26 protein-coding genes are annotated in these 23744 nt (G+C 56.3%); 18 read left to right on the top strand and 8 right to left on the bottom strand.

What is annotated here, in order from left to right:
- Positions 1-108: 108 nt before the first annotated feature.
- Positions 109-966, bottom strand: coding sequence for a hypothetical protein (locus tag E3E51_RS06310; RefSeq protein WP_167912283.1), 858 nt, complete (start codon positions 964-966; stop codon positions 109-111).
- A 116-nt stretch (positions 967-1082) separates the two neighbouring features.
- Between E3E51_RS06310 and E3E51_RS06305 the strand changes: the two genes are divergently transcribed.
- Positions 1083-2213, top strand: coding sequence for an ATP-binding protein (locus tag E3E51_RS06305; protein WP_167912282.1), 1131 nt, complete (start codon positions 1083-1085; stop codon positions 2211-2213).
- Here E3E51_RS06305 and E3E51_RS06300 read toward each other — a convergent pair.
- Positions 2200-4899: a DEAD/DEAH box helicase gene (locus tag E3E51_RS06300; protein ID WP_167912281.1), complete on the bottom strand. Its 2700-nt coding sequence runs from the start codon at positions 4897-4899 to the stop codon at positions 2200-2202. The genes E3E51_RS06305 and E3E51_RS06300 overlap by 14 nt on opposite strands.
- A 169-nt stretch (positions 4900-5068) precedes the next feature.
- Here E3E51_RS06300 and E3E51_RS06295 point away from each other — a divergent pair, with 169 nt between their 5' ends.
- The 10 genes from E3E51_RS06295 to E3E51_RS06255 all read left to right on the top strand — a co-directional run bounded on the left by E3E51_RS06295 (position 5069) and on the right by E3E51_RS06255 (position 12842).
- The gene (locus tag E3E51_RS06295) at positions 5069-6844 is read left to right on the top strand and encodes a ribosome biogenesis/translation initiation ATPase RLI (RefSeq protein WP_167912280.1); all 1776 of its coding nucleotides are present in this window, start codon (positions 5069-5071) and stop codon (positions 6842-6844) included.
- Between the two features lie 207 nt (positions 6845-7051).
- Positions 7052-7753, top strand: a complete 702-nt coding sequence (locus E3E51_RS06290; protein ID WP_167912279.1) for a DUF4405 domain-containing protein — start codon at positions 7052-7054, stop codon at positions 7751-7753.
- A 503-nt stretch (positions 7754-8256) separates the two neighbouring features.
- Positions 8257-8388 (top strand): hypothetical protein, encoded by a 132-nt coding sequence (locus E3E51_RS13265; protein WP_277346767.1) that lies wholly within the window; start codon positions 8257-8259, stop codon positions 8386-8388.
- Positions 8389-8622: 234 nt separating this feature from the next.
- Positions 8623-9816 carry a hypothetical protein gene (locus E3E51_RS06285; protein ID WP_167912278.1) on the top strand — a complete coding sequence of 398 codons (1194 nt, stop codon included), beginning with the start codon at positions 8623-8625 and terminating at the stop codon, positions 9814-9816.
- Positions 9817-9945: 129 nt separating this feature from the next.
- On the top strand, positions 9946-10755 hold the full coding sequence (locus E3E51_RS06280; RefSeq protein WP_167912277.1) for a DUF2202 domain-containing protein: 810 nt from the start codon (positions 9946-9948) through the stop codon (positions 10753-10755).
- Between the two features lie 38 nt (positions 10756-10793).
- Entirely contained in the window at positions 10794-11096 is a 303-nt protein-coding gene (locus tag E3E51_RS06275) for a hypothetical protein (protein WP_167912276.1), read from the top strand.
- Positions 11093-11275, top strand: a complete 183-nt coding sequence (locus E3E51_RS06270) for a hypothetical protein (RefSeq protein WP_167912188.1) — start codon at positions 11093-11095, stop codon at positions 11273-11275. Before E3E51_RS06275 ends, E3E51_RS06270 begins: the two co-directional genes overlap by 4 nt.
- A 76-nt stretch (positions 11276-11351) precedes the next feature.
- Entirely contained in the window at positions 11352-11648 is a 297-nt protein-coding gene (locus E3E51_RS06265) for a winged helix-turn-helix domain-containing protein (protein WP_167912275.1), read from the top strand.
- A gap of 2 nt (positions 11649-11650) precedes the next feature.
- Entirely contained in the window at positions 11651-11848 is a 198-nt protein-coding gene (locus E3E51_RS06260) for a hypothetical protein (protein WP_167912274.1), read from the top strand.
- Between the two features lies 1 nt (position 11849).
- The gene (locus E3E51_RS06255; protein WP_167912273.1) at positions 11850-12842 is read left to right on the top strand and encodes an AIR synthase family protein; all 993 of its coding nucleotides are present in this window, start codon (positions 11850-11852) and stop codon (positions 12840-12842) included.
- Here the strand turns inward: E3E51_RS06255 and E3E51_RS06250 are convergent.
- A complete protein-coding gene (locus tag E3E51_RS06250) occupies positions 12839-13711 on the bottom strand; it encodes a type I restriction endonuclease (protein WP_167912272.1) in 873 nt (290 codons plus the stop codon). The genes E3E51_RS06255 and E3E51_RS06250 overlap by 4 nt on opposite strands.
- A gap of 84 nt (positions 13712-13795) precedes the next feature.
- On the opposite strand from E3E51_RS06250, the gene E3E51_RS06245 reads away from it, so the two are divergent.
- Genes E3E51_RS06245 through E3E51_RS06235 form a run of 3 tightly spaced genes read left to right on the top strand, consistent with a single transcriptional unit; the run spans position 13796 to position 16581 of the window.
- Complete coding sequence (locus tag E3E51_RS06245; RefSeq protein ID WP_167912426.1) at positions 13796-14587, top strand: class II glutamine amidotransferase; 792 nt, start codon at positions 13796-13798, stop codon at positions 14585-14587.
- Positions 14588-14632: 45 nt separating this feature from the next.
- The gene (locus E3E51_RS06240; protein WP_167912271.1) at positions 14633-15040 is read left to right on the top strand and encodes a CBS domain-containing protein; all 408 of its coding nucleotides are present in this window, start codon (positions 14633-14635) and stop codon (positions 15038-15040) included.
- 5 nt (positions 15041-15045) lie between these two features.
- Complete coding sequence (locus tag E3E51_RS06235) at positions 15046-16581, top strand: metallophosphoesterase (RefSeq protein WP_206204515.1); 1536 nt, start codon at positions 15046-15048, stop codon at positions 16579-16581.
- Here E3E51_RS06235 and E3E51_RS06230 read toward each other — a convergent pair.
- Together E3E51_RS06230 and E3E51_RS06225 are read right to left on the bottom strand one after the other, a co-directional pair.
- On the bottom strand, positions 16547-17434 hold the full coding sequence (locus tag E3E51_RS06230; RefSeq protein WP_167912270.1) for a 2-phosphoglycerate kinase: 888 nt from the start codon (positions 17432-17434) through the stop codon (positions 16547-16549). The genes E3E51_RS06235 and E3E51_RS06230 overlap by 35 nt on opposite strands.
- Positions 17431-18738 carry a 2,3-diphosphoglycerate synthetase gene (locus tag E3E51_RS06225; protein WP_167912269.1) on the bottom strand — a complete coding sequence of 436 codons (1308 nt, stop codon included), beginning with the start codon at positions 18736-18738 and terminating at the stop codon, positions 17431-17433. The genes E3E51_RS06230 and E3E51_RS06225 overlap by 4 nt, the downstream gene beginning before the upstream one ends.
- 186 nt (positions 18739-18924) lie before the next feature.
- Between E3E51_RS06225 and E3E51_RS06220 the strand changes: the two genes are divergently transcribed.
- Positions 18925-19104, top strand: a complete 180-nt coding sequence (locus tag E3E51_RS06220) for a hypothetical protein (RefSeq protein WP_167912268.1) — start codon at positions 18925-18927, stop codon at positions 19102-19104.
- 115 nt (positions 19105-19219) lie between these two features.
- Positions 19220-20125 carry an MBL fold metallo-hydrolase gene (locus E3E51_RS06215; RefSeq protein WP_167912267.1) on the top strand — a complete coding sequence of 302 codons (906 nt, stop codon included), beginning with the start codon at positions 19220-19222 and terminating at the stop codon, positions 20123-20125.
- A 62-nt stretch (positions 20126-20187) separates the two neighbouring features.
- On the opposite strand, the gene cas4 is transcribed toward E3E51_RS06215, so the two are convergent.
- Positions 20188-20826 (bottom strand): CRISPR-associated protein Cas4, encoded by a 639-nt coding sequence (gene cas4 / locus E3E51_RS06210; protein ID WP_167912266.1) that lies wholly within the window; start codon positions 20824-20826, stop codon positions 20188-20190.
- Between the two features lie 177 nt (positions 20827-21003).
- Positions 21004-21339, bottom strand: coding sequence for a hypothetical protein (locus E3E51_RS06205; protein ID WP_167912424.1), 336 nt, complete (start codon positions 21337-21339; stop codon positions 21004-21006).
- Positions 21340-21466: 127 nt separating this feature from the next.
- Here E3E51_RS06205 and E3E51_RS06200 point away from each other — a divergent pair, with 127 nt between their 5' ends.
- Positions 21467-22306, top strand: coding sequence for a class I SAM-dependent methyltransferase family protein (locus E3E51_RS06200; RefSeq protein WP_167912265.1), 840 nt, complete (start codon positions 21467-21469; stop codon positions 22304-22306).
- A gap of 28 nt (positions 22307-22334) precedes the next feature.
- Positions 22335-23579, top strand: coding sequence for an ATP-binding protein (locus E3E51_RS06195; RefSeq protein WP_240924268.1), 1245 nt, complete (start codon positions 22335-22337; stop codon positions 23577-23579).
- Here the strand turns inward: E3E51_RS06195 and E3E51_RS06190 are convergent.
- On the bottom strand, positions 23562-23714 hold the full coding sequence (locus E3E51_RS06190; RefSeq protein ID WP_167912264.1) for a hypothetical protein: 153 nt from the start codon (positions 23712-23714) through the stop codon (positions 23562-23564). The two genes, E3E51_RS06195 and E3E51_RS06190, sit on opposite strands and share 18 nt — an antisense overlap.
- Between the last annotated feature and the right edge of the window lie 30 nt (positions 23715-23744).

The following is a 23744-nucleotide window of genomic DNA, read 5'->3' as shown; positions in this document are numbered from 1 at the left end:
TCATAGGTGTAGTCCAGAGCCCCAAGTCGTTAAGCTTCCCTCGGTCGATGCTCTGGAGAATCTCCTTGGCTTCTTCGAGCCTTTCTAACCTTATGAGCTCTTCCACGTTCATTCTCGCCACATGTAAACAAGATAGACAGGTCTAAGTTTGAGTTCCCGTCTCGCAAAGGTCTGGAGAAGATGCAGGAGCCCCCTTTTAAACCCCTCACTCCTGATTGCCTTGAGGAGCTCATGCGGCTTTTTGATGAATCCTGAGATGAGATAATCCTTAACTATCTCGGCAAGCAACTTTTCGGAGTTTCCTGCCAGCGATAGTGCTTCCATAAGCTCGCCCCTCAATGCAAGCTCAACGCACTGGTTCCAGTAGATTCCTTCGCGGTTGACTTCAAGAAGGTATTCAACAGCATCCTCACATGTCAGGATGTCCCGTCCAAGACTTCGGAACAGTTTCATCCTCACGGGCTTGGTAAGTTCATGGCAGGCGGTAAGCATTCCTTCCCGGTCTCCGGTTAGCAGGGCCCTCCTGAGAACCGCCAGCTTGCAGATCTCTCTATGATAGTTTTTCCCCGGGAGGTTGCAGAAAGGGAGGAATTCCACAGGATTTCTTTCTTGCAGTACTTCTACTACTATCCCGAACGCCTCACGGGTGTTCTCTCCCGCCAGATTGATGTTCTCAATGGTTGTCACATGGTCTCCTGTTTTTCTAAAGTACTCTCTCAGCACGTTGGGTTCGGCTTCACCACATGCCTCAAGGAGGCGGAACGCGGTTTCGTCCCCCTTGGACGCAAGAACCTCTGCCTCCCACAGAACCAGCTTTCTAACATCGTCGGGACAACCATAACGCTTTGCAAGTGAGATGAGCTCCCAATATCGCTCTTTTTTCGCAAAGCGACGGGCGATTTTGTACAGTATTTCCTCCCGGTTCTTATTCTCGTTCACGAGATTTTTGGCGGATAAAATGTCCATGTTACTCAGTACTCCCTTTGTTGATTAAAAGTTTATCTGCGGGTCATGTCTGTGAGTCCGCAGGTGAGAAACCTTTAAATTTACACGGTATGTAATTTACATGGGGTGTAAATTACATGGTATGTAAAAACTTCTTCCGGACGAGGCCGGTGATGGAGGAGGAATGTCTCTGGGGTGAGGGCCACAGAGGGGCCGTTGAAGACCTCCTCAGTGCGGCCCTTCGGGGCAACACCGCGGTTCTCCTCGGCCCGAGAAGGGTGGGGAAAACGAGCGTGGTCAGTGTGATGGCGGAGAAGCTGCGGAGAAAGAGGGGACACCACTACGTCTATTTCAACTTCTCCCGGTTCATCGGATCGAGGGCGATTTCAATATCGGATATAGAACCAAAGAGAACGTCATTGAAGATGATAACGACGAGCAAGAGCTATACAATATCCTTCAGGGGCCTCAGTGTTGAGGTGAGAAAAACGAGCATCGAAGAGTTCAGCAGGGACTTTTCGACACTGGTTAGAGTCATTTCCCAGAATGCCAGGTTGGGCGTTTTGATATTCGATGAAGCTCAGGTTCTGGCCAGGCTGAAGAACCTCGACTTCAGGGGTCTCCTGCAGGAGATAACGGACAGCTATCCGAACATCTCCCTCGTTTTCACTGGTTCAATGCCGGGTATGCTGGTTGAATATCTGAATCCAAGCGCCGAAAGGCCCAACTTCATGCGCTCGGCGGAAATCTTCACCCTTCCAAGGTGGAGCACCGGGGAGGGAAGGGGCTACCTCATGGAAGGGTTCAGAAGTTACGGAATAAGTGTGGCGAACGAGCTGGAGCTCTCAAGGGCCGTTGAAGAGCTGGGGGGAGTTCCCGGGTTCGTCTCCCACTACGGCATCACGGTCGTCAACTTCGTGAGGGATGGAAAAAGCCCGGAAGAAGCGCTCCCAATGGCCCTTGAGAAAAGCAGGAGGTATGCGCTTGAGGAATGGCGGAAGGACATAGAGGCTTTTCTGAACGTCTACAACAGTGAGGTTTATATGGGAGTCCTCAGAGTCCTGGCCGAGGCTTATCCCAGCGCCCTCCGAGGAGCCGAAATCTACCGGAGGCTTCAATCCCTCGGTCTCGCTCCCACCAGGGTACAGCACGTCTACAAATACCTTGAAACGCTGGAAAAGGCGGGCTTCGTTCGTTCATCGGAAAAAAGGTATTGGATTGAAGACCCGCTTCTCAGGGAGGCAGTTAAAAAATTTAGCCCCCATTGAGGCTCTCCCCCTTATTTTCCAGAACCCTTTCCCATACCCTTATCGCCGCCCATTTGTCCAGGAACTCGTTGAAGGTGCCGCACTTCGGGGAGAGCGTGCACACCGGACAGCCGTCCTGGCAGGAGCAGGAGTGGAGGTGCTCAAGGCTTTTCTCCATCAGCCGCTCGGCGTTCTCGTAGATTATCGGTGCAAGGCCCGCTCCCCCTTCGTTGCCGTCGTAGATGAACACGACCGGCCTTCCGACGTGGGGTAAGCCCGGGAAGCTCGCGTAGCTGTAGCCGCCGAGTTCCCTTGAATCCACGTAGGTGAAGATGGGGGCGATTTTTATCATGTTGTGCTCTATCGCGTGGAGCGCCGAGCCAATTCCGTCCTTGCTGTCGACCATCTTCTTTATCGCAAAGGCCAGCTCTTCATCGCTGATTCCGAGCCTCTGGAGGGCATCGCCGATGGTCTTCCTTATGACGTGGGTGGTCGTCCCGAGGTAGAGCGGAAAGAGCTTCCTCCTGTCGAGGTTGCCGTAGAGGGTGAAGGCAAGGTCTTCAAAGCCCTTCTCGGCGGCCACATCGAAGAACTTCCTGAACTCCTCACTCGTGACTTCCCTTATCGAATCTGGAAAGACGAGCCATATTCCCTCCGTCTCAAACTCCCGGACGTAGGGTTCCTCGAACTCGACCTTCGCGAACTTCTCCCAGTTGAGGATCGAGAAATCCTCCTCCGCATCCACACTCTCGCCGGTCATCGGGGAATGTATCTCGCCGCGCAGGATGCCGTCCTCCTTCAACCTGATCAGCTCACCGACGTAGTTCCCGGTGTCGGCCCCTTTGACGGCGAATCCGGTGTAGACGTGCCTGACCCTCAGCCGGCCGAGGTGTATCTCGACTCCCCGATAGGTTTTCTCCTCCCTGCTCTCCAGTATCTCGACTTCCTCCCTCTTGGCCACGAAGGTTTCCACGTCCCAGAAGCGGTTAAGCCCCCTTGCGAAGACGAAGTGGAACTTTCCGAGGGCGAGTCCGTCCCTTATCATGTAGAGTTCTCCCCTTGAGAAGTATGCCATTCCCGGCAGCAGCGAGCGGTGGTACTCGTCGGAATCGACCTCCTCGATGATGTAGCCCCTGAGCTTGAGCCAGTTGATGAAGTTGAGCAACTCCCTGAGCGAGGACTTCTCCATCAGCTTGCCCCTTATCCACGGCTCATCCTTGACGAGGAAGAACGTCTCGTCGCTCGCCGTTCTCAGCGACGAGTAGCTGAAGGCCGGCTTTCTCAGGCGGACTTCAAGCCTTCCCGTGAGCGGATTTTTCTTCAGGTCTGCCTTCCGTTCGATGACGAGCCTTTCGGCTATCTTCCTCTCAAACTCGTCAAGCTCGTCCCAGTCGACTATCCCCAGCTCGGTGAGGAGGTAGTAGAGGTGCTTCTCGGCTATGCGCTCGTTCTCCAGATTGACCGGCATGTATTCGATTATACCCTTCTCCAGCCTCCCGACGAGCTCGTCGAAGTGTTCCCCGTAGTAGTAATCGAGACCGTTCTTCCTGAGGACTATTGCGTTCAGGGCTTCCCTTTCCGTCTTTCTCCCGGCCCGGCCGAAGCGCTGAATCAGCGAAAAGAGCCCGTCCGGAGGGATACCGTAGTTGATGACGGCATCGAGGTCGCCGATGTCTATGCCGAGCTCAAGGGCGTTGGTCGTTAGGAGGACGAGCAGCTTGCCCTCCTTGAAGTCCCGCTCTATCTCCCAGCGGACGTTCTTGGGCAGGGTTCCCTTATAGGTGGTCACCTTCGAGAAAACCTTTGAACCGAGGAGGAAGCGAAGGAGCTTTTCAGTCCCCCTGCGGCTGTCGAAGAAGACCAGCGTCTTAACATTCTCCCCGGCGAGCCTCTCAACGGCCGCCCGGAGGAGCTGCCTCTCATCGAGGTTCTTCGGCTCGAAGAGGACGAGATATCTCCTCGGAAAGGGGTTGGTGGCGTGGCTTATCGCCTCGAATCTCCTCCTGAAGAGCTTCTCCGCGAACTCCCTCGGGTTCCTGAGCGTTGCCGAGAGCGCTATGATCTGGGGCTTCGCCCCAAGGCGCCTCAGCCTGAAGTCGAGGCGGCGGAAGAGGTAGGCCGCGTTGCTCCCGAAGACGCCCCTGTAAACGTGAAGCTCGTCAACGACCAGGTAGCGGAGGTTTCTGAGGAGCCACTCGTAGTCCCTCCAGCGGCGCAGGATGTTGTAGTGGAGCATGTCCGGGGTCGTGAAGATAATCCTCGGCTTCTCATGGAGGAGTTGCCGCCTCTCCTCCCACGGGACATCGCCCGTCAGGATTCTCGCGCTCATGTGCTTTCCGGTGAGGCGGTAGAAGACGAGGTTCTGGATGGAGAACTTTTCGAGCTGGTTGTTTATGAGGGCCCTCGTGGGGTATATGAGCAGGTAAGTTGAGCGGGGGTTGGAGAGGTAGGAGTCGAAGATGGCCAGTCGGAATATCTCGCTCTTGCCGCTGGCCGTCGGCGTCGTGACGACGATGTTCTCCCCGGAGTACAGCCTTTCGAGGGCCTCAACCTGATGGCGGTAGAGGGTAAAGCCGAGTTCTTCGAGGAGGGAGTTTATTTCGGGATTTTTGAAGCGGAAGTTACCGAACTCGCCCTCCGCGGGAGGAAAAACGTGAACCCTCGCTATCTCGGACTTGAGGGGCTTGAGGGTCTCGAAGAGTGACATGGGGATAAGTTTGATGGGATGGCTAAAAAAGTAGCGGGTACCTGCCGTCGAAACATGCGGCTTAAAGAAGTTGAGCGATAGCGGGAGGGACGGCTTGGAGTGTCGGAGGCGTGGAACCAACCCGCAACCCTTTAAAACCCTCTCCCTCAGCCTAACCCGGTGGTGAGTGATGAGGATAGCGGTCATCGATTACGACAGGTGTAATCCGGACAAGTGCGGCAACTTCCTGTGCGAGCGCGTCTGCCCGGTCAATCGAATGGGCGGAGAGGCGATAATCATAGACGAGGAGAGCTACCGCCCGGTGATTCAGGAGGCGAGCTGTACCGGCTGCGGAATCTGTGTCCACAAGTGCCCGTTCAACGCGATAACCATAGTGAACCTTCCGGAGGAGCTTGAGGAGGGCTGCGTCCACCGCTATGGGGTAAACGCCTTCGTGCTCTACAGGCTTCCGGTTGTCAAGGACGGCATGGTGGTCGGCATCCTCGGACCGAACGGAACCGGTAAGACGACGGCCGTTAAGGCCTTATCCGGCCAAATCGTTCCGAACCTCTGCGGCGACAACGAGGACTGGGACAACGTCATAAGGGCATTCCGCGGCAACGAGCTCCAGAACTACTTCGAAAGACTGAAGAAAGGCGAGATAAGGCCCGTCGTCAAGCCGCAGTACGTTGACCTGATACCCAAGGCGGTCAGGGGCAAAGTCAGGGATCTGCTGAAGAGGGCCGACGAGGCGGGTAAGTTCGATGAGGTTGTCAGGGAGCTTGAACTGGAGAACATCCTCGACAGGGAGATAAAACACCTCTCCGGCGGTGAGCTTCAGCGCGTGGCCATAGCCGCTGCCATGCTCCGGGAGGCCCACTTCTACTTCTTCGACGAGCCTTCGAGCTACCTGGACATAAGACAGCGTCTCAGGGTTGCCAGGATCATCCGCAAGCTTGCCGACTCCGGAAAGGCCGTCCTGACCGTCGAGCACGACCTGGCGATACTCGACTACATGAGCGACATAATCCACGTCGTCTACGGCAAGCCCGGAGCGTACGGTATATTCTCCCAGCCGAAGTCAACGCGCAACGGCATAAACGAGTTCCTGCGCGGCTACCTCCGCGACGAGAACGTCAGGTTTAGGCCCTACGAGGTCAGCTTCACCAAGAAGAGCGAGAGGAAGAGCGGGGAGGGAGAGATACTTGTCGAGTACCCAGGGCTGGTGAAGGACTACGGAAGTTTCAGGCTTGAGGCCGAACCCGGAACGCTCTACGTCGGCGAGGTGGTCGGTATAGTGGGCCCCAACGGAATAGGTAAGACCACATTCGTCAAGATGCTCGCCGGCGTTGAGAAACCAACCGAGGGCGAGGTGGACTGGACGCTCACGGTCAGCTACAAGCCGCAGTACATCAAGGTGGATTACGATGGAACGGTTTATGATCTCCTCAGCAAGATAAACGCGGGAAAGCTGATGAACAGCTTCTACAAGACCGAACTCCTGAACCCGCTCGGCATCCCGGATCTCTACGACAAGAAGGTGAACGAGCTGAGCGGTGGAGAACTGCAGAGGGTCGCGATAACCGCCTGCCTGATCCGCGATGCTGACCTGTACCTCCTCGACGAACCCTCCGCTCACCTCGACGTCGAACAGAGGCTGGCGGTCTCAAAGGCGGTACGCTCCCTCATGGCCAAGAACGAAAAGACTGCCCTCATAGTCGAGCACGACGTCATGATGGTGGACTACCTCAGCGACAGGCTCATAGTCTTCGAGGGCGAGCCCGGAAGGAGCGGAAGGGCGCTCCAGCCCATGGGAATGAGGGAGGGCATGAACCGCTTCCTGGCCTCGGTCGGGATAACCTTCAGGCGCGACCCGGACACCGGAAGACCGAGGGCCAACAAAGAGGGAAGCGTCAAGGACAGGGAGCAGAAGGAGAGGGGCGAGTACTACTACGTCTCGGCATGAGACATCCCCCCCGCACCCTCTTTTGCGTTTTTCTAGCCCTTCTTGTTGCATTCTCAATTCTGTTTTGGAGTATGTTCAATCCGAAACCTTTTTAAACTGGACTAGCATATGTAAGTTAGAGCATACATATGTGGGTGATTGTATGATTTGGTTTGACGCAATCTCTGGAAGGCTCCAAGCGATAAAATGTCGCGGGAGGTGCCGGTGATGGCAAGATGGACGGCTCCGGCATGGTTTAGAGGAGTAGTTGACCTGGTTCTTACGGCAGTGTTCACAATACTCGCCGTCTCGGGAATAGCCCTCTACCTCGCCCCCTCAGGGAGAATAGCCGACACGATAGGATGGACGTTCCTTGGCCTGGATAAGGACACCTGGACGAACGTACACACGTACATGGGCTTTGCCATGATCGGCCTCATAGCGGTGCACCTGATAATAGGCTTCAGAAGCATGCTAACCATGCTTAAAGTGGGCTTCAAACAGGGCAGATGGAAGCCCGCGGTGGCGTTTCTGATTGCCGCAGGACTGATCGCCGGAGGATTCCAGGCTTACGAGTCGTACTTTACGGAGGACTCAAGCGGGAGCACCGATTATGAGGTTTACGTAGCCGCCGACACCAACACTACCTACACCTACGTGGAGATAACGGGCTCAATGATGAAGACGTACACACTCCAGCAGGTGGCGGAAATCTACGGTGTCTCCGCAGAAGACTTGGTGAGGGTGTTGAAGGAAGATTACGGCATCAATGCAGAGCCAGGCGATCTCCTCGAAGCCATAGAGGCCAGCAACGGCCTGGACAGGGAAGTGTTTAAGGAAGAACTAGCGGCAGCAATTGAAAGGCTCCTCGGAGCAAAAGAGGCTGCGACCAACACAACGTCGGAGACATCGGATGGGGGCGAAGGCTGATGGGCCCATACTTCCCCCAATATATCTACGCGGAAGCTCCAGGCTACGTTGAGTATCTGACCTCTTCCCCGCCGTGAAGGGTGAGGGTTCCGGCGAGTTAACCCCTCGCCATTGGGCGGTTCGGTTTGCGGGCCCATTACTTACTCCCGTTGCCGGTTTCGGTTCAGCCCGCAGGCCGGGTCTCCGGCCCGTTACCCCTACCGCAGAGCGGATTGGGGTTATTGTCTTAGAGGCCACCTTTAGATTTTCTAACCACTCAAAGGCGGTTTTTGAAAGGACGCTTAACAGCGTCAACCCTCCAATGCCGGAGGGTAACGTGAAACCCCTTATCTTATGGGATTGTTTTACAGTGGCCTCTCCGAGGCCCTTATTAGACGGGAGGACATTTAAGGGTTTCGCTGGTTTAATGGCCGTTGGGTGGTTTATTACATCCCCGCTCTAAAGAGCGAGGCTTTCGGGAGAAAAATGTAAGCATCGCACTGTGGGTCGTTCTCCTGGCAGTGGTGGCCATTTCCATGTACCGGCTCAGCAAAACCCTAAACGGGATACTCACGGAGATGCAGGGGATAAACGCCTCGGCGGTTGAACTCATGGAGGAGACGGGCGAGGTGGAGAAGATTCTAGAAGAGGTTTAAAGGGGATACATCCCCTCCTGGCACAGCATCCTAAGGACAGGCCCCCGTTTTTTCCAATCTTTTCTTAGCTGGTAGCTTAAACGCAGATAAACGTTGGGTAACGTTGTTTAACGATAAAAGTGGAAAAAAGGCAGAAGATGCCGTTTCAATAAACAAACATGAATTTAAGCAGACGATTTCGTGAAAAAAGCTTAAATATTGCTTTTCTCATAGAGAATGTCGGGGTGAAGTGCCATGGTGTGGAAAAAAGGCATTGCATTGCTCTTTGGTTTTATGCTCCTGACGACCACCCTGTCCTTTGAGAGGGTAGCTGCAGATGGTACTCAGGTAACCGTGGTCCTGGTCAGCGACAATGAGGCAGACTGTGCCCTTGCCGAGTACCTGGCGAACGTGACGGGGGCCATTGTTGTGACCACCCCATGGGGCGTTTATAATTCGAATGTTACTGCCGAGGTTATGAGCTACGCCCCGGACGAGGTGATAATAATCGGCGGCCCTGACGCGGTGGTCGAGCAGTACGCTGATGACCTCCAAGATCTGGGAATCGAGGTCGAACGCTGGGGCGGCCAGAACAGGTACGAGACCAACCTCATGGTCATGGAACAGGCCAAAGTCAAACTCAAACTCAAATTCAACAACAGCGTCATAATGGTTCCTGGCAACGACAGGGCCGCAATAAGGGCCGCGCTCAGGATAGCCGTTCGCAGAAAGGCCATGATAGCCTTCGTAAACGACACCTCCAACGTCAGCCGGCTCATGCTGAAGCTCCAGGTGAGGGGCGCCAACCTGACCCTTGTGGAAACGCCACTCATGAATGGGACGATGCTTCGTATCAGGGAACAGCTCCGGGAGTGCAACTGTACCTCAACGGAGGTCAACATCACCGCCGAAACCGCGCTTGAAGCGATAAAGACTGCGGAGAAAAAGCTTAGTCTGGCCGAGGAGATGGCATCCAATATCACTCCAAGCACGGGAGACCTCGTCGGTGGAAGATTCACCGTAGTGAGCAGATTTTTAATGATGTCCGAGATGGAGCTGGAGAACGCCGAGGATGCCTACAACAGGGGAGACTACGGAAGGGCCTACGGTCAGGCGATGGCAGCAAAAGCTCACGCGGAGTTTGTGATTCGGATCGCGTCTGAGGAGTGGAGCGCCGAGATGAAAAAGAACACCCTGATGAGGGCGGAGATGTACGTCCACCGCGTCGAGAGGCAGCTCTGGGTGATGGAGAGGGCAGGGCTTAACACGACCGAACTCCGGGCCATGCTTGAGAGGCTCAAGGCGGCCATCAGGGATGGAGACCAGGACGCCATCCAGACCTTGATGGAACAGATCAGGGAGCGCTTGATGAATGAGTACCTTCACGGAAGGCTTCATATCAAGGAGAGAATGAACCCTCCCGGGCACGGCGGCCACTCCGGGCCGTGAACCTTCTCTATTTTCCTCCGTTCCCGTTCTTCCCACCCCTTGCATTCATACCCTTTTCTTGGAACCGAAAACTTTATAAAGTCTTGCACATATGTAATATTGAACTTACACATGCAGGAGGTTGAAACCATGAGAAAGATGTGGTTTGGAATTGGGCTGATGGCCCTGTTGATTGGAATGTCTCTGGGAGCGGTTTCGGCGTACATGGGAACCCCCGGGCCGAACCCATACGCATCCCAGACGACCGCCCCGATGGCGAACAGCACCCTTGATACTTACTACTCGGACCTGACCCAGGAGGAGATAGATGGACTGCTCTACATGCGCGAGGAGGAGAAGCTCGCACGGGACGTCTACCTAACGTTCTACGAGATGTACGGCCTTCAGATATTCTACAACATAGCCCAGAGCGAGCAGACGCACACCGACACAGTGCTCGCCTTGATAGAGAAGTACAACCTCACCGACCCGGCCAGCGATGAGATAGGGGTCTTCACCAACCCCGACCTGCAGGCCCTCTACGACCAGCTGATTGAGATGGGAAGCGGAAGCGTCGTCGATGCCCTCAAGGTCGGCGCGCTGATAGAGGAGACGGACATCGTTGACCTCCAGGAGAGGATAGCTCAGACCGACAACGATGACATCAGACAGGTTTACGAGAACCTCATGGCCGGCAGTGAGAACCACCTCAGGGCCTTTACGAGCCAGCTTGAGGCCTACGGCGTAACCTACGAGCCCCAGGTCGTAGGTGATGACTACTACCAGAGCGTTATCGGCACCGCAGCCAGCCACGGGCACGGCGGTCGCGGTATGGCAGCCGCCCGCGGACAGGCCGGCGGAATGCAGGAAGGCGGCATCATGGCGGGCATAACCAACACATTCAGGCACGCTTGGGCGTGGATGAACGGGCTTGCCCAGAGGATTGGGATGCCTATCTGAAGCCTTTCTTTTTCTCTTCACGAAGAGGAGGGGTGATTATGGAAGCTCAAGCCTGGCACTTCGTCGAGTTTGGGGAGTTTCCTGTCGAGGAAATCGATGTTGATGAGGTTATGGACGACGCGCTGAAACTTCTTGGGCGCGTGACAGTTGAGAGGTACGGCACGTCGCGCGGGACTGTTTTCAAGCTCGTTGATGAGTACGGGAACTACATCGGAAAGGTCGTTGGCGGCTGCCCCCTGGAGAAGCTCTCCATAGGGAGCGCCTACCAGACCCCGTTTGGGATAAAGGTGACGCTGGACTGCGGCGAAAGCGTTGTTGGTTGGCTCTACCTGGAGGGATGAAGATGCCGAGGGGATTCGGAGGTCCGATGATGGGGCCTGCCTTTGGAAGAAGGGGCTTCGGGTGGATGTGGTGGGGCTTTGGAATGTTCGCCCTCCTCCTGCTCTTCGCCCGCATCGCCTTCCTGCTGTTGCCCTTCCTGCTCCTTGGTGCAGTGATTCACGCCCTCCTGAAGCGCTGATTCGAAAGCTTTTTATTTCTCCCCACCAACTTATGCAAGAGTCTGCTGCCCTATGGAAGGTCAAGCGTGATGTGAGATGGTCGAGAGCATACAGGAGATAACAGTGATTGCAGAGGCCCTGAGTTCCCCCGTGAGAGTAAGGATACTCAAAATGCTCTGCGAAAAGGAATGGTACGTCTACGAGCTGGCCAAGGCCCTTGGCATTTCCCGCCAGCTGCTCTACCTCCACCTCAAAAAGCTCGAAAAGGCCAACCTCGTCGAGAGCGAGCTCCGCCTGGAGCCCAACGACCCCAGGGCGAAGAAGTACTACCGGGCAAAGCCCTTTAAGTTCGTCGTTGATAATGAGACTATAAAGAACCTTAAGGAGGTGTGATGATGCCCTACGCATCGGCCCCAAGCGGGTGGATAAGCATAACCCTCGGGCTCATCCTGATAGCAATAATGGTCTTCGCCTTTTACCAGATGAACAAAACCCTTGGGGAGCTCAAGCTTGAGCTCGCCCAGCTGAGGAACACACTGGAGGAGACCAAGAGACACACCGAGGAAGTCAAGAAAAAGCTTGAGGAAGTCTGAAATGCTGCCTCCAGGCAAAATCCCTCCGGAAAAGCTCAGAGAGCTGGTCTTTAACCACCTCGGGGCTAGGGGAGAGCGGGTTATAATCGGTGCGGACCTCGGCATAGACGCCGCGGCAATCGATTTTGGTTCTTCCGTTCTCGTGGCATCGACTGACCCGATAACCGGGGCCGAAAAGGGGATAGGCTTCTACGCGGTTCATGTCAACGCCAACGACGTTGCAACCTTTGGCGCAAGGCCGAAGTGGTTTCTGGTGAGCATACTCCTCCCGGAGAGAGCCGATGAAAGCCTTCTCACGGGGATAATGCGCGAGCTCCACGAGAGCGCATCAAAGCTTGGGGTTGCCATAGTCGGCGGCCACACCGAGGTGACCCCCGGACTGGAGAAGCCCATAGTCGTCGGGACGATGCTCGGTGAGGTTGAGCGGGAGAAGCTCGTAACCTCCAACGGGGCCAGGCCGGGGGATGCGGTTATCGTCACCAAGTGGGCCGGCCTTGAGGGGACGTCAATAATAGCGGGCGAGAGGAGCGGGGAGCTGGAGAAGGCCTTCGGAAGGGAGTTCGTGGAAAAAGCCAGGTCATTCATCGAGATGATAAGCGTCGTGGAGGATGCCCTCACCGCCAACGAGGTCGGCGTCCACGCCATGCACGACCCAACGGAGGGGGGCATAGCCAACGGCCTCCACGAGATGGCGGACGCGGCAGGTTTGGGCTTCCGCGTTTACAGGGAGAGAATCCCGGTGAGGGAAGAGACGCTTAAGATATGCCGGTTCTACGGCCTGGATCCGCTGGCGCTGATAAGCTCCGGGACGCTGATGATAGCCGCCCCCAGGGAGCGGGTTGGGGGGATCGTTGAAGCCCTGAGAAGGAAGGGCATAAACGCCTCGGTCATAGGCGAGTTCGTGGAAGACCTGGGCGTGAAGGTAATCGTCGAGGATGGAAAGGAGATGCCGCTGGAGCGGCCAGCGAGCGACGAGCTCTGGAAGGTTGTCTAAAGCTCCACGGCTATTCTCAGCCTTTCCTCTTCCTCAAGCTTCCGGAGTATCTCAAGGGCCGTCTTAGGATCGAGCCGAACGGTTCTGAGGTGCTCGTAGGCTTTTCTTATCTCATCCCTCTGATAGCCGGACGATGCCTTCTCCATGTACAGCAGAACCGCGAGGAGAACGCCCTTGATGCTCTTCTCCGGCAGGGGCAGGAGCTTCCACCCGTCCTCGTAGACGTAGACTGCCCGGGGTGTTTCGTCTCCGCGGAGTTCGGCAACGGGGAGCGTCGTGGAACCCTCGCGGGAAGTCAGATACTCGATGAGAGTTTTTTCCGAATAGCCCTCCCTCTTCAGCCTCTCAAAGCTCAGCTCCAGCGCCTTAAGCAGGGAGGCGAGCCTCTCAATGTCATTTATCCTCGACTTGGCGAGCAGGGAGAGCTTAATAACGACCCGCTCAAGGGAATCCTCCTCGATGTTGGCGGTCATTAAAACCCTGTCCCAGAGGCGGGAGCCTTCCTCAAAGGCCTTGACCGCTATCCAAACGGTGCCGTTCGTGAGAATTCCGTATCTCACGCCGGAGTTGAAGCAGTACCGGGCCAGCTGGCGAAGCGGCTCGTCCCTTTTCAGGATGTTCACGCCCATGTTCTTTGCCTCGACGTAGGCGAAGACCTTCCCATTCAGCATGAGGGCGTAGTCCGCCCTGCCGTCCTCGGTTCTGGCCTCCGGTCGAACCTCTTCCGGGTTGTTCCAGTCCCAGCCGAGGGCTTGAAATATCTCACCGATGAGATGCTGCTTCACCGCCTCCTCGTTCTTGGTGTAGAGGTCCCTGTGAGCGCGCACCTTCCTGAGAACGTTGACCACCGCTTCCCTGAGTTCGTCCATGCCCATACCCCCAGCACGTAGGTTCTGCCCCAGGCAACCTAAAAGCTTTTGGGGTTGGTCGAGTAGTATCGCCCGGTGGAGAACATGTGCCGGATACTCTTTGCAACCGGGGAGGGCAAGGACGTCGCCCCCCTCTTGGATGCGTTGGTCAAGGCGTCCGAAAACGATCCTTACAAGGAAAAGCGCGGGAAGGGCAGGCAACATCGCGACGGCTGGGGCTACGTGCTGCTCAAGGACGGAAGCGTGAGACACTACAGGTCAATGAAGCCAGTCTTTGGGGACACCGAGGCGGTGGAGTCGCTCAGGAATGAGCTGGAGGGCTTCGTAACGCTCATGGTGCACGCCAGGGCGGCATCCCAGGGCATCAAGAGCCTGTTCAATGTCCAGCCCTTCGCCTTCTCCTCAAGGCACGGCTTTACCTTCTGGATCATGCACAACGGCGACCTCGACAAGTCCAGAATCATAGGACTGGCGGACCTGGACGGGAAGGAGCTGGAAAACGCATCCGACACCTACGCCTTCGCAACCTACCTGTGCAGAAAGCTTCAGAACCCGAGCCTCAGCAACCTGCTCGTCCACTACAGAACCATCGAAGAGACCACGAAGTCCCTCTTCAACACGGTGACCCTCTTCCACAGGTCTGCGGGAGATTTCATGGCCTTCATCACAGCGAGGATGAGCGACGAATACATGGAGAATCCCCTGAACTACGACTACGGCAAGCTCCTGGTTTTGAAGAAGGAAAAACTCTTCGCGGTTGTTTCATCAACCCTGGAGCTCTACCATCCGGAGGAATACGAGGTGGCACCGAACGAAACCGCGTTCTGTGTGCGCATCCGTGGGGATGCCTTTGAAGTCGAGACGGTTCACCTGTGAAACGTTAATATATGATGCCTTCATATTTTTATTTTGGGTGGTGGGATGGACACGAACGCCCCGATTAAGGTTTACATGACCAGAAAGCTCATCGGCGTTGAGCCGGACGATACCATACAGCGGGCCTGTGAGGTCATGGTGGAGTTTGACATCGGATCTCTTGTCGTCGTTGAGAAGGGCAGGGTCGTCGGCTTCTTCACAAAGAGCGACATAATAAGGCGCGTCGTCATTCCCGGACTTCCGAACACGACTCCCGTGAGGAAGATAATGAGCGGGGCGCTGATAACGGTCGACTCAAATACCCCCCTCAGGGAAGTCCTGGACCTGATGGCAAAGAAGGGCATCAAACACATGCTCATCGAGGAGGACGGCGAGATAGTCGGGATATTCAGCCTGAGCGACCTCCTAACGGCAAGCAGGAGGAGGCTTGAAACGGCCATAGCGGCAGAGTGATGGCCATGATAAGGATAGCCCACATAAGCGACACCCACATAACGGGTGAGAGCGCCTACAAGGGGTACGCCTACGACCTCATAGTCAACGAAATAAACCGGGGAGATTTCGACTTCGTCATCCACACCGGCGACGTGACGAACAACGGTCTCCGCGAGGAGTACGAGAGGGCCGCCTACGAACTCAGAAAAATTCAGAAGCCGCTGGTTGTTATTCCCGGCAACCACGACGTCAGGAACGTTGGATACACGCTCTTTGAGAGGTTCATCGGATCGCTGAACGGCGTCTTTGAGTTCAAGGACGGCGTCGTGGTATGGGTGGACTCCACGATTCCTGACCTGAGCGACGGTCGCGTTGGCGGTCACAAGTTCAGATGGCTCAAGAAAAAACTGGAGGAGTACTCGGACAGGAAGTTTAAGATAGTCGCCGCCCACCACCACCTCGTGCCGCTCCCGGACACCGGGAGGGAAAGGAACGTGCTCTTCAACGCCGGCGACGTTCTCGACCTGCTTCTCAGGCACGGGGTCAGCCTCTACACCTGCGGCCACAAGCACGTGCCCAACGTCTACCGCATCGAGGATATGGTGGTGGACAACGCCGGCTGTACCTCGTGCAGGAAAACGCGCAAGGGCGACGTCAACAGCTACAACGTTATAACTCTCCGCGATGATGGGAGAATAGAGGTGAGGATAAAGCGCGTTACGGGGGAGCAGATAATCAAGGAGCATAGGCCCGTGAGGCCAAAGCTTTTCGTTCCCCGCGGCAGGAGGCTCCTCAGAATAGTTCAGGTGAGCGAGAGCAACGTCTCGGACAGGATGTACTTCAGGAGGAAGGTTCTGGAGAACGCCATCAGGACGATAAACGAGAAGCTCAGGCCGGACATAGTGGTTCACTGCGGCGACGTCGTCGACATGGGCATAGAGCGCTACTACGAGAAGGCCTACGAGTTCTATGAGAGAATAAAGGCCGAAAAGCTCGTCGTTCCGGGCCACAACGACATAACCTACCTCGGCTACGACCTCTTCATGGAATACTTCGGTGAGCCCGAGATAAAGGAGCTGGGACGCTTCACGTTCATCCCGGTCATAAGCGCCCAGTACGAGACGCCGATAGGCGTCGTGGGAAGGATAGGCCAGAGAAACCTTGCGGAGCACCTCGGGGAGTACCGCGAGAACTTCACGGTCGTCGTCATGCACCACAACGTGGTTCCCATACCCAGGAGCAGGGAGGTCGGTTTCCTGGAGGACGCGGGCGACGTTCTCCGCGTCATCACCGGACGGGAGGCAAACCTCGTCCTGACCGGTCACGGGGGCAACTCGTTTGGAATCAAGGTTGAGAAAACGCCCATCGTTAACGCGGGCTCCATAAGCTGGGAGCTCCACAGAAACCCCTACGGGAACAGCTTCAACGTGATAGACGTCTACCGGGACATGGTGGTCGTCTTCGAGGTTCAGGCGACGTGGGGGAGCGGAAGGCTCGTCGGGATATGGAAAATAAAGGCCCCGTTCAGCCCCTCATCCTCTCCTCAACCCTCTCCATGAGCCTCTCCATTATGTCCTCCATTATTGCGTTGACCGTTTTCTCAAGCTCGACGTTGTTTATGACCGGGATTCCATGTTCCCTGGCCCTCTCAACGATGAACTCCTGTATCTCGATTATCGCGTCGAGGTGCTCCAGGTAGTAGTCGGCCGGCCTCTTGCTGTACCGCGCCCTCTCGTAGAACCTGGCCTCCAGGTCTTTCCTCCCGCCCACGGTTATCACGTACATGAAGCTGTTCTCCTTGAGCTCCACGTAGCCGGGGACGAGGTGAATGCCCTCGATTATTGCGTTGAAGCCCTCCTTGTAGGCCCTGTCGAGAACGGCCGCAACGCCAACCGAGACGTGCTCGACCTGATTTTTGAAGCCCTTTATGAGGGGGGACTCTCCCCTGCCCTGCGGCACCGCCTTCCATGCCAGGAAGGAGGAGGTGTGTATGTCCGGAAGGAGTTCCGGCGCGATTATCTTCCTCATAACCTCCCTTATCGTATCCGTTCCAATAACGCTCCTTATGCCGAGGCGGAAGGCCAGCTCGGTCGCTATCGTGGACTTGCCGACGCCGGTTGCACCCCCCAGGAGCATGGTTATGGGTATCTTGAGCCTCCGAAGCTGGCGCCAGAAGAGGTAGCGCTTCGCGGCCTTACTCAGCCCGTGATCGATGAGCTTTCTGTACGTCAGCGCCCTTATCTCCTCCGTGGTTACCAGCTTGCGTCTCTCCTCGCTGAGCTCCTTCTGAACCTCCGTCGCGATGATGTATGCCACACCAACCTCAACGCCTGCGAGGGTTATGGAGCGCGTCAGAATGCCCCGCGAAAATGGCAGGCGTATCTTTCTCTCGGGGTCGGTGACGATTATCATCGCCCTCCCCCCAGAATCGAACGTCCCAGCGCCAGAACCGCCTCCCTCAGGTCTTTGCCGTCCACGTTGACCGGCTCGTTGTCCAGATAGATGACCTCTATCCCCCTCTCCAGCGCCCATCTGGTGACGACGTCAACGGCGGCAGCCTTGAGTTCAACCGCAACCGCGTCTATCCCGCTGAAGGCTTCCAGATCACGCATGAGAGGGCCCCTCTTGGAGAGGTTGGCCGAGGCGCACACCACCTCCGCACCGAGCTTTTCGAGCCATTCGCCGGCCCTCGGAAGGGCATCGCCGGAGGTCATGACGAGGCCGAGCCTCTTTCCCGAAACGTCCCCGAGGGGCCTTGACCTCAGGGTGGTGAAATGGACGTCCGCGTCGGGATTGATTGACCTCACCGCCTTCTCCAGCGCCCTTAGATGTCCCTCGCTCGCGGAGTCGGCCATTGTAACGACGACTATGTCCGCGAGGCTCACCCTGAAGGGGCCGAAGTAGCCCCGTATAAAGTCCAGCTTTCCCTTCGCGCTGGTTATCAAGATGTATCCATCGGCGCGGTATGCTGGAAAGGTCGCCCCACTGCCCTCAAGGATGATGAGGTCGTTGGGAAGGCTCTCGGCGAGCCGTATCCCCTCGTCTATCACGTCGAAGAAAGAAAAGCCCGCCATGCCTCCCCCGCAGCGGCGGCAGCCTATGGTTGTCACGCGCGAGGTGAGTGCATCCTCGAAGTGATCAGATGCGGCGTGCTTCCCGCTTTCGGCGAGCCTGAGAAGGAACTCGGGCGTTATCTCAAACTTCTCTCCGTCTATCAGCTCCGGCTCTGCCGGACCCCCGCGTCCCATCGTCACTATCACCGGCCTCGCTATCTCCTTGAGGGTTCGCGCTATGAATCCGCTCACGGCCGTTTTTCCGACCCTCTTCCCCGTGCCTATGACCGCCAGACTGGGCTTCCTCGTTCTCTTGAGCCGGCGCGGTGTGAAGCGGAAATCCGCCCCCCTGTAGGGAACGCCGTGGAGCATGCACAGCGAGGCGATCCTGAATCTGTCCTCGTAATCGAGCACCGGCTCATCGCTTAAATCAACGACCTCGGTTATCTCGTTCTCAGCGAGGGCCCTTCTAAGGGATGAGAGGTAATCGCCGTCGAGGTACACGGCAACGCCGAGCTTCCGCTCCAGCTCGCCAACGTCGCCAATCTTCTCGCTCCCGCCGAGAAAAACCGCACAGCAGACATCACCCAGCTTTCTCACCGCCCAGGCGGTAACGTCGGGGTAATGCTCGCCGTCAATCAGAACGAGCCTTCCCTTTCCCATAACACCACCGTTAACATCTAACACTTGGAGGATTTAACCTTTTGCCGGGACTTCGGAATGGGCACCCCTGAATTAGGCGCAGGGACGTACACCGCCGAAGGGGCCGCAGGAAGGGTTATAAACCCGGGAGGGGTAAAATAAATGGCAACCGCCTGGGGCGGTGCCTGAGATGGAGGTGTGTGGAAAATGGCTGAGATGATAGTTAAGTCCAAGGTTAAGGAGGCCGTCAAGGCCGTGGACCCCGAGATGAGGGTTAACCCGGAGTTCTACGAGGCCCTTGAGGCCGAGCTCAAGGCTCTCATCGAGAAAGCCGTCAAGAGGGCCAAGGACGAGGGCAAGAAGACCCTCTACCCGAGGCACGTCTGATTTCCCCTTCTTTTCCTTGTGCCGACATTTTTCTTTTGAGAACCCAGCCGCTCACGGCGATGGATTGTGGCCGATGCCCTTTTATCTTCCTCCACCTAATCCCTACGGTGGTATCATGGCGTTAAGAAAACTCGGCGATTCTGCATACCTCTACCCTGGAAGCCCCTCGACCCTCATCAGAGCGGTCGAAGGGGGCGCGGTCATCGTTGACCCCGGCCACGGGAGCGGGAGGCACAAGGACCTCAGGAGGGAAGCCAGAAAGCTCGGGCTTGAAATAAACGCCCAGCTTGCAACGCACGGTCACGCGGACCACATCGCGGTGGCACCCAGGATAGACGCACCCCTCTTCATGCACCGGTTCGAGTTCTCAGTTGCCGAGGGCCCGCTCAGCAGGGAACTCCTCACCTTCGGCTCGAAGGCACCGGAGGGGTTCCTCGTCTTCCAGTTTCAGGAGGAGGTCAAAGTCCACGCCGTCTTCGAGTGGGGCGACGAACCCTTCGGCCTGAGGGCCGTTAAGCTGAACGGCCATTCACCGGGAATGACGGGCTTTCTGGACGAGGAGAACGGCCTCATCTACGCAGGGGATGCGTTCTTCGGCGAGAGGGTAATAGAGGCGGTGGGACTGCCGTACCTGGTCGACCCAGACCTATTTAAAGCTTCAATTAAAGAATTGCAGAATTATGCAGAGAAAGACTTCCTGCTCATACCCTCCCACGGGAAGGCCGTGAAGGGCGAAGAGGCACTCGAACTGCTCGACTTCAATCTCAGACGGGTGGAGGAGACAGAAAACCTCATCCTAGAACTCCTCAAAAACCCAATGAGCATCGACGAGCTGGCCTTCAAAATCATGGGGCATTGCGGGGTCGAGGTGACACCTCAAAAACTCGCCCTCAACCTCGTGCCAGTCAGGGCGTTCATAGCGACGCTGTACAACCGTGAACTCATTGAGCCCGTGGTCGATAACGGACTTAAGTGGGTCGTGAGGGGTGGCAGCTTTGTGGTTGCCAACAGCAAAGATTAAAACTTTGTGATTAGCAACCACAAACTTTTCCCAAGAGTTTGTGGTTAACAACACCAAACACTTCACTCCTCGTCGGGATAACACAGGTAGCGGTAGGGGCAGAACCTGCAGGTGAAGTCGTTCCAGCCTTTCGGCGGCTTTCCTTTCTCGTACGCACGCTTAACGGAGTAGAAGTGCCTCAGCGTCTCTCGGAAGAGCTTGCCGTCGTAGGGAACCTCAAAAGCCTTGAAGTTCGGCCCCTTAACTATGGGGAAGCGGGAGAAGTCTATTTTGCTGATGACCCTCATCGGCTCCTCGTGGAGCTTGATGTAGTAGAGATAGCCGTACTCCGCCTCTGCCCAGCGGAGGTACACGTTGAGCTGTGCCAGGTGGTAGTCGTAGGGGTTCCGCGGGAGGCTCGTCTTCCCCTTGATTTCGATGGGGAAGTCCCGTATGGCATCCACCCTCCCGTGTATCTCGAAGCCCAGGCGGGGGGAGCGCAGAATCATGCGCTTCTCAAGCTCAAAGCCGAAGCGTTTCTGCAGAATCTCGCCGAGGACGTTGTGGGTGTTTATCCCCTGGTTGAGCCTCACCTTAACGAACTCGGGCCATCTCTCGGGATAGCCCTTGAGCCGGAAGTATATCCTCCTGGGACAGGTTAGGGCCTCGCTAGCGTAAAACTCTATGAGTTCCCCATCCTCGCCGTGACCGTTGTTGCTCATTGTTTTCCCTCCAGAGACGGGGCGGGTCATCGGCCCGCGAACCTCGCCGCCCCTGCGTCAGCTAATACCGACGTCATCACCCATCAGACTGGGCAAGGGTCGTCATCCGCTTGGAGAGTTAAGCCTGACCCACCATTTAAATCTTTGGGAAAGAAGACCGGAATGGAGGAAATAAAATCAGAGTATGGTGCCCTTCTTCCTCTTGAGCGAGTAGCTGAGGCCGTACGCGGGCCAGAGGCTCGGCGGTTGCTCGTAGTGATGCAGATTGCGGAGTATTTTCTCCGCGGCTTTCCTGTTCTTCGCCCTGACGCGCAGGACTCCGTCCTCAAGCTCGACGGTTCCGTTCGAGAGCCTGAGGGTGAGCTTCGAGCCGTTCACCTCTGGGCGGGCTTTCATCAAAAGCTGCCTGTAGTCCTCGTACGCCTCCCGACTCAGTTTCTGCTCAAGAAGGGCGGGTTTTTCACGTGGCTTAAACAGACGGGAAAACCAACTACTTGAGGGCTCATCATCCATACTCCTCATCGACCTCCGGAGGATTTCTCGCTTTAAATTCGTTCTCCAGGTTTTTAAGGCTTTCTCATCGCTTTTTGCCGAAATGACGGGAGAAGGCTTTTTAAAGTTTCCGGGTCGAGTAAGGCCGATGGGGAGGACGCAACTGATAAAGCCGCGCATCAGGGAGATACTCTCGAAGGATCTTCCGGGGGAGCTAGTTGGAATTCTCCCAAAGCACTGGGTTCGGATAGGCGACGTCCTGATTCTGCCGCTCAGGCCCGAACTTGAACCCTACAAGGGCAGAATAGCCGAGGTCTACGCGGAAGTTCTAGGCGTCAAGACGGTCCTGAGAAAGGGCCGCATAGGCGGCGAGTTCCGCGAGACGAACTACGAGGTTCTCTACGGAGGCGACACGGTGACGGTTCACGTTGAGAACGGGATAAGGTACAAGCTGGACGCGGCAAAGGTAATGTTCTCCCCTGCGAACGTTAAGGAGCGCGTTAGAATGGCGAAGGTCGCCAAACCAGGCGAGCTGGTCGTGGACATGTTCGCTGGAATCGGGCACCTCAGCCTCCCCATGGCCGTCCACGGAAAGGCTAGGGTCATTGCGATAGAAAAGAGCCCGTACACATTCCAGTTCCTCGTCGAAAACATCGAGCTGAACAGGGTTCAGGACAGGATGACGGCTTACAACATCGACAACCGGGATTTCCCCGGGGAGAACATAGCCGACCGCGTTCTGATGGGCTACGTCGTAACGACCCACGAGTTCATACCAAAGGCGCTGAGCATAGCGAAGGATGAGGCGGTAATCCACTACCACAACACCGTGCCCGAGAGGCTGATGCCGGAAGAACCCTTCAAAACGTTTCAGAGAATCGCAAGGGAGCACGGCTACGAGGCCGAGAAGCTCAACGAGCTGGTCATCAAGCGCTACGCCCCCGGGGTCTGGCACGTCGTCGTTGACGTGAGGGTGTTCAAGCGTTAGGCTTTTAAGAATAATCAGAATTAGTATAATGGTGGTTATACTAATGGCCATTATAGAAAGGCCCGAACTAGACGTTGCCCTCAAAGCGAAGTGGTTGCTCCTCTACGGGCGCAGGAAGACTGGAAAGACGTTCTACGTCCGCGAGAAGAGTAAGTACGCGAGGTATTTCATCGTTACGAGGGGCTCGGAGCTCATTGACGTGGGGAACGGGGAGAGAATGACCCTTAACGAATTCATGAAGTTTCTCCCGCTCCTTCTCCAAACCGGCCGGATAGTCATCGACGAGTTTCACCGCCTTGGGGAGCCGTTCTTCTCGCTTCTTCAGGGCCTGTCGGGAAAGGGTGAGCTCACCCTCATAACCTCGACGAGACACTACTTCAAGAGGTTCCTCGGGGAGAGCAGTCCGCTGCTGGGCCTCTTCCACGCCCATGAGGTTGGTCTTGTCAGGCCCTCGGACGCCCTGAGCTTCGTTCGCTCCCTTGGTTTTGAAGGCAAATCCCTTGTCGAACTCGCCGTTCTCGTTCAGGAACCGTGGCTTGCGCCGACGGTGGAATCCTACGGCGTTGAAACCTTTGATGTCATCGGCACTGTTCTCAAGGACTACGTCCCCGGCCTCGTGGGTGAGATATTTACCGAGGAGGAGCGCGAGCTTACCAAGAGGTACTGGGCGATTCTTGAGGCCGTTGCTGATGGGAAGGTAAGCACCGGGGAAATCGCGGGTGAGCTATCCTCCAGGGGTTTGATGGAGAACGCTTTCCCCGGGGCCGTTGCGCCATACCTTGAAACCCTCGTGGGAATGGGGTTGCTTGAGAGACTCCCGGTTTCCGGAAAGAGGCGGAAGGTCTACCGCTACCGCCACGTATCACCCCTCGTGGACTTCGCGTACTACCTGAACGCAAAATACGGTTTCTTCGAGACGGGTCTTCCACAGAAAACCGTCCGCAGATTGCTGGAGGAAACACTGCCCCGCTACGTTGAGGTGTTCTTTGAACGGCTCCTCGCCCAGCACTACGGCCTTCAGCCTGTCAGGATTGAGAAGCCGGAGCTTGAGCTTGACGTTGCCCTCGTGAAGAACAGGAGGTTCTATCTGGTCGCCGAGGTCAAGTGGAAGGAGAAGCTCAGGGAGTGGGACATTAGAAAGGCCGAAAACAAGTTTGAGAGCGCGGGGGCTGAGGTTAACCTCCTCATCGTCCCGGACAAGAGCGTCCTCCCGAGGGAGCCCGAGAACGCGAGGGTCTTTGACTGGATGGACGCCTTAGCGCTCACCCCATAGTGGCTCCCAATCGTCGCAGATGAAGTTCATGTGGACGGTCTTCACCTGCTTCCTGCACATCCCGTAGGTCAGAAAGTAGGAGTCAATCGGCCCGAACCAGCGGCAGTTCTTGCAGGCCTTGAGCTTCTCGTCCATGTTGCCCACCGGAGGGAATAAGAAGAGGGA

The organism is Thermococcus sp. 21S7 (assembly GCF_012027615.1).
GTDB lineage: Archaea > Methanobacteriota_B > Thermococci > Thermococcales > Thermococcaceae > Thermococcus.
The sequence above is the reverse complement of the archived record's forward strand: the minus strand, read 5'-3'. Positions and strand labels throughout refer to the sequence as shown.

Coding starts and splice junctions, on each gene's coding strand:
- E3E51_RS06230 (WP_167912270.1), bottom strand. CDS start 17,434: ATGATAATCGTCACCGACCCCGAGAGAAAGATACGCCTGCCATTTTCG.
- E3E51_RS06280 (WP_167912277.1), top strand. CDS start 9,946: ATGAGAAAGATGTGGTTTGGAATTGGGCTGATGGCCCTGTTGATTGGA.
- E3E51_RS06265 (WP_167912275.1), top strand. CDS start 11,352: ATGGTCGAGAGCATACAGGAGATAACAGTGATTGCAGAGGCCCTGAGT.
- E3E51_RS06255 (WP_167912273.1), top strand. CDS start 11,850: ATGCTGCCTCCAGGCAAAATCCCTCCGGAAAAGCTCAGAGAGCTGGTC.
- E3E51_RS06275 (WP_167912276.1), top strand. CDS start 10,794: ATGGAAGCTCAAGCCTGGCACTTCGTCGAGTTTGGGGAGTTTCCTGTC.
- E3E51_RS06240 (WP_167912271.1), top strand. CDS start 14,633: ATGGACACGAACGCCCCGATTAAGGTTTACATGACCAGAAAGCTCATC.
- cas4 (WP_167912266.1), bottom strand. CDS start 20,826: ATGAGCAACAACGGTCACGGCGAGGATGGGGAACTCATAGAGTTTTAC.
- E3E51_RS06300 (WP_167912281.1), bottom strand. CDS start 4,899: ATGTCACTCTTCGAGACCCTCAAGCCCCTCAAGTCCGAGATAGCGAGG.
- E3E51_RS06310 (WP_167912283.1), bottom strand. CDS start 966: ATGGACATTTTATCCGCCAAAAATCTCGTGAACGAGAATAAGAACCGG.
- E3E51_RS06305 (WP_167912282.1), top strand. CDS start 1,083: ATGGTATGTAAAAACTTCTTCCGGACGAGGCCGGTGATGGAGGAGGAA.
- E3E51_RS06200 (WP_167912265.1), top strand. CDS start 21,467: ATGGGGAGGACGCAACTGATAAAGCCGCGCATCAGGGAGATACTCTCG.
- E3E51_RS06195 (WP_240924268.1), top strand. CDS start 22,335: ATGGTGGTTATACTAATGGCCATTATAGAAAGGCCCGAACTAGACGTT.
- E3E51_RS06285 (WP_167912278.1), top strand. CDS start 8,623: ATGGTGTGGAAAAAAGGCATTGCATTGCTCTTTGGTTTTATGCTCCTG.
- E3E51_RS06295 (WP_167912280.1), top strand. CDS start 5,069: ATGAGGATAGCGGTCATCGATTACGACAGGTGTAATCCGGACAAGTGC.
- E3E51_RS06260 (WP_167912274.1), top strand. CDS start 11,651: ATGCCCTACGCATCGGCCCCAAGCGGGTGGATAAGCATAACCCTCGGG.
- E3E51_RS06205 (WP_167912424.1), bottom strand. CDS start 21,339: ATGGATGATGAGCCCTCAAGTAGTTGGTTTTCCCGTCTGTTTAAGCCA.
- E3E51_RS06225 (WP_167912269.1), bottom strand. CDS start 18,738: ATGGGAAAGGGAAGGCTCGTTCTGATTGACGGCGAGCATTACCCCGAC.
- E3E51_RS06270 (WP_167912188.1), top strand. CDS start 11,093: ATGAAGATGCCGAGGGGATTCGGAGGTCCGATGATGGGGCCTGCCTTT.
- E3E51_RS06220 (WP_167912268.1), top strand. CDS start 18,925: ATGGCTGAGATGATAGTTAAGTCCAAGGTTAAGGAGGCCGTCAAGGCC.
- E3E51_RS06190 (WP_167912264.1), bottom strand. CDS start 23,714: ATGGACGAGAAGCTCAAGGCCTGCAAGAACTGCCGCTGGTTCGGGCCG.
- E3E51_RS06235 (WP_206204515.1), top strand. CDS start 15,046: ATGATAAGGATAGCCCACATAAGCGACACCCACATAACGGGTGAGAGC.
- E3E51_RS06215 (WP_167912267.1), top strand. CDS start 19,220: ATGGCGTTAAGAAAACTCGGCGATTCTGCATACCTCTACCCTGGAAGC.
- E3E51_RS06245 (WP_167912426.1), top strand. CDS start 13,796: ATGTGCCGGATACTCTTTGCAACCGGGGAGGGCAAGGACGTCGCCCCC.
- E3E51_RS06290 (WP_167912279.1), top strand. CDS start 7,052: ATGGCAAGATGGACGGCTCCGGCATGGTTTAGAGGAGTAGTTGACCTG.
- E3E51_RS06250 (WP_167912272.1), bottom strand. CDS start 13,711: ATGGACGAACTCAGGGAAGCGGTGGTCAACGTTCTCAGGAAGGTGCGC.